Raw genomic sequence first — 282 nt, forward strand, 5'->3', positions numbered from 1 at the left:
CGGGCGAGCTGGATCGCCGTGCCGTCGGCGGCCGAGGCGCCGGCCACGTCCAGGCACAGGCCCATCGACCGGACGCTGCCGTCCGGCCGGAATTCCCAGCTCTGCCAGGCGGAACCGGCGCAGTCCCACAGGCGCAGCGCGGAGCCGTCCACGGCGGCGTGCGCGGACACCTCCGCACAGCGCTCGGACCCGTAGCCCGCGATCATCCGGCCGGCAGCCGACGGCGCGGCCGGGGCCGGTGGCGCGGCCGGTGCAGGTGGTGCGGCCGGCGCGGGCTGGGCC

The 282-nt window shown here is 79.4% G+C and carries 1 protein-coding gene; it reads right to left on the reverse strand.

What is annotated here, in order from left to right; all coding sequences use genetic code 11:
• Positions 1-206: ricin-type beta-trefoil lectin domain protein (locus BI06_RS35860; RefSeq protein ID WP_043475325.1), on the reverse strand; the 206-nt coding region annotated here is incomplete at its 3' end.
• Between the last annotated feature and the right edge of the window lie 76 nt (positions 207-282).

The sequence above is a fragment of the Kitasatospora sp. MBT66 genome (assembly GCF_000710405.2).
GTDB classification, from domain to species: domain Bacteria; phylum Actinomycetota; class Actinomycetes; order Streptomycetales; family Streptomycetaceae; genus Kitasatospora; species Kitasatospora purpeofusca.